Origin of the sequence: Dietzia sp. E1, from assembly GCF_014145015.1 — a bacterium.
Classification (GTDB): domain Bacteria; phylum Actinomycetota; class Actinomycetes; order Mycobacteriales; family Mycobacteriaceae; genus Dietzia; species Dietzia cinnamea_A.
Genome location: NZ_JAALDU010000394.1, coordinates 1 through 5810, shown reverse-complemented (window position 1 = coordinate 5810; position 5810 = coordinate 1). Strand labels below are relative to the sequence as shown.

The window sequence follows — 5810 nt, the reverse complement described above, 5'->3', positions numbered from 1 at the left end:
GGACGGTCCGGCACCGCGGGCGCTCACCGGAGGGCCTCCTGCCCGGCGGGCGTCGCGGCCGCGACCCGGGCCGCGCTCCGCCGGTGGTAGGCGCTCAGGTCGAACTCGCGGGTCTGGCGGCGGAAGGTGAGCGTGAAGTCCGGCCACACGGCCGGGGCGTTGCCCTTGTCGTCGAGGTACCAGCTCCGACAGCCGGTCACCCAGACGGTTTCGCCGGTCTGCTCGCGCAGCTCGCGGTTGTACGCCTCCTGGACCGCCGCGCGGACCTCGACGGCCTGCAGGTCGCGGTCCCGCATGGTGCGCAGCGCGTCCACGAGATAGTTCAGCTGGGACTCGATCATGTAGATCATCGACGAGTGCCCGAGGCCCGTGGCCGGGCCGACCAGGACGAAGAGGTTCGGGTAGCCGGCCACCGTGGTGCCCTTGTAGGCCTCCATGCCCTCGCTGCGCCACTGCTGCGCGAGGGTGCGGCCGTCGGCGCCGCGGACGCGCTCGAAGAACGGCGAGTCGGTGACGTGGAAGCCGGTGGCCACGACCAGCACGTCGGCGGGGTGCTCGACGCCGTCGGCGGTGACGATCCCGCTCTCCGTGACCCGGGCTATCGGCTCGGTCACGAGGTCGACGTTGTCCCGGCCGAGCGCGGGGTACCAGGTGTTGGAGAGCAGGATGCGTTTGCAGCCGATCTCGAAGTTTGGGGTGACCTTCTCCCGCAGCGCCCGGTCGCGGACCTGCAGCGCGAGGTGCGCGCGGCCGAGCGCCTTGATGGGGGCCAGCGCGGCGCGGGTGCGGGTCAGTCCCACCACCTGGAACTCGCGGCTGGCGTACTGCAGGGCCCGGACGGCCTTCTGCAGGCCGGGCACCCGGCGGTACAGCGACCGCTCCAGGCGCGGGTAGGGGCGGTCCATGCGGGGGAGGACCCAGGGCGCGGTGCGCTGGTAGACGTCGAGGTGACCCACCGTCGGTGCGATGGACGGGACCACCTGGATGGCCGAGGCCCCGGTCCCGATCACCGCCACGCGGCGATCGGCCAGCGGGACCGAGTGGTCCCAGCGGGCGGTGTGGAAGACGTCGCCCGCGAAGTCCTCGATGCCGTCGATCTCCGGCAACCTGGGCTCGCACAGGGCCCCGACGCCGAGGACGACCACGCGGGCGTCGTACTCCCCCGCGTTCGTGGACACCGACCAGCGGCCGCGGTCGGCGTCGTACTCGACGGCGGTGACGTCGACCCCGAAGCGGATCTTCTCGCGGACCCCGGTCTCGGCGGTGACCCGGCGGATGTAGTCGTAGATCTCCCCCTGCGGGGAGAACGCCCGGGACCAGTCAGGGTTGAGGGCGAACGAGTAGGAGTAGAGGTGGGACGGCACGTCGCACGCCGCCCCCGGGTAGCTGTTGTCGCGCCACGTCCCGCCGACGTCGTGTCCGCGCTCGAGGACCACGAGGTCGTCGAACCCCTCCTGCGAGAGCCGGATCGCCGTGCCGAGGCCGGAGAACCCGGCCCCCACGACGAGGACGTCGACTACGTTCGGCTGATCCACTGCTTCTCCCAACGACGAGTGTGTGATCTGCAACGCATCCGATCTTACCCGCAAGTAAGTCCGGAGTGGGGTGGAGCACGTCGGGCGGTGTTCACCGACAACTGGTACAACCGGTCCATGACGATCAACGAGACCGTCGAGGTCGAGAGCAAGTTCGAGGTCGACGACGACATCCCGGCGCCCTCCGCCGACGCGTTCGCGCCGCTCGTCGCGGACGGTCCGGAGGAGTACGAGCTCTCCGCCGTCTACTACGACACCGACGATCTCTCACTCACGCGGCACAAGGTGACGCTGCGCCGCCGCACCGGCGGGGACGACGAGGGGTGGCACCTCAAACTGCCCGCCCACGCCGGCCGTATCGAACTGCAGGCCCCTCTCGGCGACGAGGTCCCGGACGAATTCCTCTCCGCGGTCGCCGGGCTTGTCCGTCGCCGTCCGCTGGCGCCCGTCGCCCGGATCGACAACCTCCGGCAGGTCCACACGTTGCGGGACGACGACGGCGCCGCGGTGATCGAGTTCTGTGACGACCACGTCTCCACCGAGGCCTTCGTGAACGGCGGGTCCGCGGCCACATGGCGGGAGTGGGAGGCCGAGATCGTCGATCCGGGGCGGCCCGACGCCCACGCCCATCTCGCGGCCGTCGCCGCCGCGTGCGCGGACGCCGGGGCCACCACCTCGTCGTCGTCGTCCAAACTCGCCCGCGCGATCGGGCCCTTACCGGACGCCGGTGACGAGGGCGCCTCCCCGGTCCGCGACGCCCTGGCGCGCGACCTGGAGAAGCTGCTCGACCACGACCCGGCCGCCCGGCGCACCACCGTGGTGGGCGTCCACCAGATGCGCGTGGCGGTCCGCGGACTGCGCAGCACCATCAGCACCTACGCCGCCGAACTCGAGGCCGACACCGCCGGCACCGCTCTCGACCTGCCCGGGCTGCTCGCCGAGCTCAAGGTCCTCGCCGCCGTTCTGGGCAAGCTGCGCGACATCCAGGTGGTCGACGAGCGGCTCGAGGAGCTGGCCGCCGGATATACCGAGGACGTGGTGAGCCCGCAGACCCGTCAGCGCCTGCGGACGGAACTCGACGCGGAGGCCCGGCGCGCGGGCGAACGGGTCACCGCGGCCCTGCTCTCCGACCGGTACCTCGACCTGGTCGACCGGCTCCACGAGCTGGTCCGCGTCGCCGGCGTCGGTCCCTCCGGCGACGGCGACGAGGGCGACGCCGCGGCCGACAGCGCGAAGGCGAAGGGCGCCGAGAAGAAGCGCCGCGAGGCCGAGGACCTGATGCTGAGTGGCGTCGACCGCCAGTTCAAGAAGTTCACCAAGGCCCGCACCCGCACCGAGCGCGACCTGGCCGAACTCGACCTCACTCTGGCCGAGCGGGAGGAGCTGACCCACGTCGTCCGCAAGCGCGCCAAGGCCCTGCGGCGGAACGTCAACGCCCTGTCCGGGACGGACGAGCTCACCGTGGCACCCCTGCGCGACGCCTGTCAGCGCCTGCACACCGTGCTCGGGGACGTGCAGGACAGCGTCACGGCCCGGCAGTGGATCCGCCGGATCGCCCGCCGGGCCGAGACGGCTCACGAGTCGACGTTCGGGTTCGGGGTGCTCTTCGAGCACGAGCGTGGATTCTCCGAGCGCGCCCTCGACGGGTTCGAGAGCGACGCCGCGGCGGTCACGGCCGCCTACCGCGAGCTGTCGGAGTCACGGCGCGCGGCGCGCAAGCGCCGGAAGAAGGGCAAGAAGGGCAAGAAGTAGGGCGGCGAGAAGAGTCGCCGGGGCTTGCCCGACGCGGTCGACGCCCGCGCGGAGCTCGCCGAGCCCGGTCAGTCCTTCTCGTCCTCGGCGTCCCACGCCTCGTTGCGGGCCCTGGCCTTGGCCAGCGCCGCCTCCGCCTCGGCGCGCGTGGCGTACGGGCCCATCCGGTTGTCCCAGTTGGTCACCTTGCCCTGCAGTGCCTGACCTGTCGCGATGTCGTAGTACCACTGCTCTTCCGACACGGCGGACCTCCTCGGATCGACGGGCTGGGCGTGCACCCATGACCCTACTAGCGGCGGCCCGACGGCGGATCGGGGCGGGGCGAACGAGCCGGCCTGTAAGCCGGATCCTGTGCCCACCGCGTGCGGCGGGCGACGGCCATCCATCTGGGCACACCGTCACCGGGTGCCTCGAGCGGTCCACCCGCGGACTCGGGCGAGCAGCCCTCCCCGTGCGCACCGCACGTCCATCCGCGCAGTCGCACCGCCAGCGGTGCGACCTTCGACCTTGCTCCGGGCGGGGTTTACCGAGCCACCCCGGTCACCCGGGGTGCTGGTGCGCTCTTACCGCACCGTTTCACCCTTACCGCGCCGGCGTGGGCGCGGCGGTCTGTTTTCTGTGGCACTGTCCCGCGGGTCGCCCCGGGTTGCCGTTAGCAACCGCCCTGCTCTGTGGAGTCCGGACTTTCCTCGGGCCGGGGCCTGGCCACCCGTGGGCGCCGGTTCCCCTGTCCGCGGCCGTCCGGCCGACTCGTTCGCCGCCCCAGTCTAGTCTCCGGCGCACGCCGGTCGAGGACGAGGTGCCGCCCCAGCCGAGGTGCCGCGTCAGTCGAGGTGCGAGGTGTCGTTGACCAGGTGGACCGACGTGGGCCCGTCGGAGTAGAAGCGCACATCGGAGACCGAGGCCAGGTCGAGGTGCAGGCGGAACAGCAGCTCGTCGCCGGCGCCGAGTCCGGCACGGATGGCCAGCTTGATGGGGGTGACGTGGCTGACCACCGCGACCACCTGCCCGGGACGCTCGGAGACGATGCGGCGTAGGCCCCGTTCGACGCGCTCCCGCACCACCTCGAAGCTCTCGCCCCCCGGCGGCGGGACAGAGGTGTCGCCGAGCCAGCGGGAGTGGGTGTCGGGGTCCTGCTCGGCGGCCTCGCGGAACGTCAGCCCCTCCCACCGGCCGAAGTCGGTCTCGATGAGGTCGTCGTCCACGATCAGCGGCACGCCGGCGGCCTCGGCGGCGCGCTCGGCGGTGCCCAGACACCGACGCAGCGGCGAGGACACCACGGCGGCCAGGTCCGGCAGGGCGGCGAGCCGCCGGGCGGTGCGTTCGGCCTGGGCCAGGCCGAGGTCGGTGAGCTCGGGGTCGCCCTGGCCGGAGTACCGCCGGTCGACCGAGAGGGCGGTCTGGCCGTGTCGGGCCAGGACGATGCGGGTGGGCCGGCCGGTGGCGCCCGTCCAGCCGGGACCGGCGCTCACTGGCTGCCGGTACGGACGACGATCACGCCGCATTCGGGGCAGGTGAGCACGTCGTCGGCGGGAGCGGACCGGAACGCGGCCACGGTGCTGCGGTCCAGGTCCATCGCACAGGCCGAGCACCGGCCGCCGTTGAGGATGGCCGCCCCGACCCCGGCGTTCTCCGCGCACCGGGCGTAGAAGTCGAGGATGTCGGTGGGGATCCCCTCGGCCTCACGCGCCCGCTCGGCCGTCGTGGCGGTGACCGCCTCCTCGAGCTCGGCCAGCGCGGTGTCGCGCAGTGTCCGCGCCATGCCGATGCGCGCGTCGAGGTCGGTGACGATCGCCCCGGAGTGGCGGACGTCGGCCTCCATGGCCTCGTGGCGTTCGCTGAGCTCGCCGAGTTCGGCCTCGAGCGCGTCCTGCCGGCGGGCCAGCGAGCGCAGCTCGTAGTCCAGCTCGGTGGACTGGTGCTCGGACAGGCTGCCGGAGGCCAGCAGGTCGGAGTCGTGGGCGCGGCGTCGGCGGACGGCGTCGAGGTCCGAGCGCAGCTTGGCCAGGGCGCGATCGAGGTCCTCGAGGTGGATCCGGGCCCGGGCGACGGACTCCGTGGCGGCGCGTCGCTCGGCCGTGAGCCCGTCCAGCGTCTCCTGCTCGGGCAGGTGCTCTCGCCGGTGGGCGAGACCGGCCAGGCGCAGGTCGAGGTCGGCGATGTCGACGAGTCGACGCTGGTGGTGGGGATCGGCCTTCATGGGAGCCAAGACTACCGCTGCCCGCGCGCTCCCCCAGCGGCCACCGTCCACGGATCGGTCCGCAGGTCGCACACGCTCGCGGTGACCCCGGCGCCCTCCTCGAGCAGGGCCGCGGCCTGCGCGCACCACGGGAACTCCAGCGCCCAGTGGGCGGCGTCGACGAGCATCGGCCCGCCCTCGCGCAGGTGCTCGTCCACGACGTGGTGACGCAGGTCCCCGGTGAGGTAGACGTCGGCGCCGGCCGCACGGGCGGCGCCGAGCAGCGAGTCACCGGATCCGCCGCACAGGGCGACGCGCCGGACCTCGGCCTCCGGGTCGCCGGC

Annotated in this window: 5 protein-coding genes, 1 other RNA gene and 1 pseudogene; 1 reads left to right on the top strand and 6 read right to left on the bottom strand. The window is 73.0% G+C overall.

Going from position 1 to position 5810, the window contains the following annotated elements; genetic code table 11:
- Positions 1-23 precede the first annotated feature (23 nt).
- On the bottom strand, positions 24-1535 hold the full coding sequence (locus G6030_RS12705) for an FAD-dependent oxidoreductase (RefSeq protein WP_182643369.1): 1512 nt from the start codon (positions 1533-1535) through the stop codon (positions 24-26).
- Between the two features lie 87 nt (positions 1536-1622).
- Between G6030_RS12705 and G6030_RS12700 the strand changes: the two genes are divergently transcribed.
- Entirely contained in the window at positions 1623-3287 is a 1665-nt protein-coding gene (locus G6030_RS12700) for a CYTH and CHAD domain-containing protein (RefSeq protein ID WP_347238660.1), read from the top strand.
- Positions 3288-3355: 68 nt separating this feature from the next.
- On the opposite strand, the gene G6030_RS12695 is transcribed toward G6030_RS12700, so the two are convergent.
- From G6030_RS12695 to G6030_RS12675, 5 genes and pseudogenes are all read right to left on the bottom strand, one after another.
- Positions 3356-3529, bottom strand: a complete 174-nt coding sequence (locus G6030_RS12695; protein WP_153038742.1) for an SPOR domain-containing protein — start codon at positions 3527-3529, stop codon at positions 3356-3358.
- 80 nt (positions 3530-3609) lie between these two features.
- An RNA gene (gene rnpB, locus G6030_RS12690) (RNase P RNA component class A) lies at positions 3610-4040 on the bottom strand.
- Positions 4041-4111: 71 nt separating this feature from the next.
- Positions 4112-4747, bottom strand: a pseudogene (locus tag G6030_RS12685) (histidine phosphatase family protein); the annotation flags it as partial.
- 8 nt (positions 4748-4755) lie between these two features.
- Positions 4756-5487 carry a C4-type zinc ribbon domain-containing protein gene (locus G6030_RS12680; RefSeq protein WP_182643367.1) on the bottom strand — a complete coding sequence of 244 codons (732 nt, stop codon included), beginning with the start codon at positions 5485-5487 and terminating at the stop codon, positions 4756-4758.
- Positions 5488-5498: 11 nt separating this feature from the next.
- The coding region (locus tag G6030_RS12675; RefSeq protein WP_182643366.1) for a Nif3-like dinuclear metal center hexameric protein at positions 5499-5810 on the bottom strand (312 nt) is incomplete at its 5' end.

Bases quoted from the DNA above. Each gene is read 5' to 3' on its own strand.
- G6030_RS12680 (WP_182643367.1), bottom strand. From the start codon at position 5,487: ATGAAGGCCGATCCCCACCACCAGCGTCGACTCGTCGACATCGCCGAC.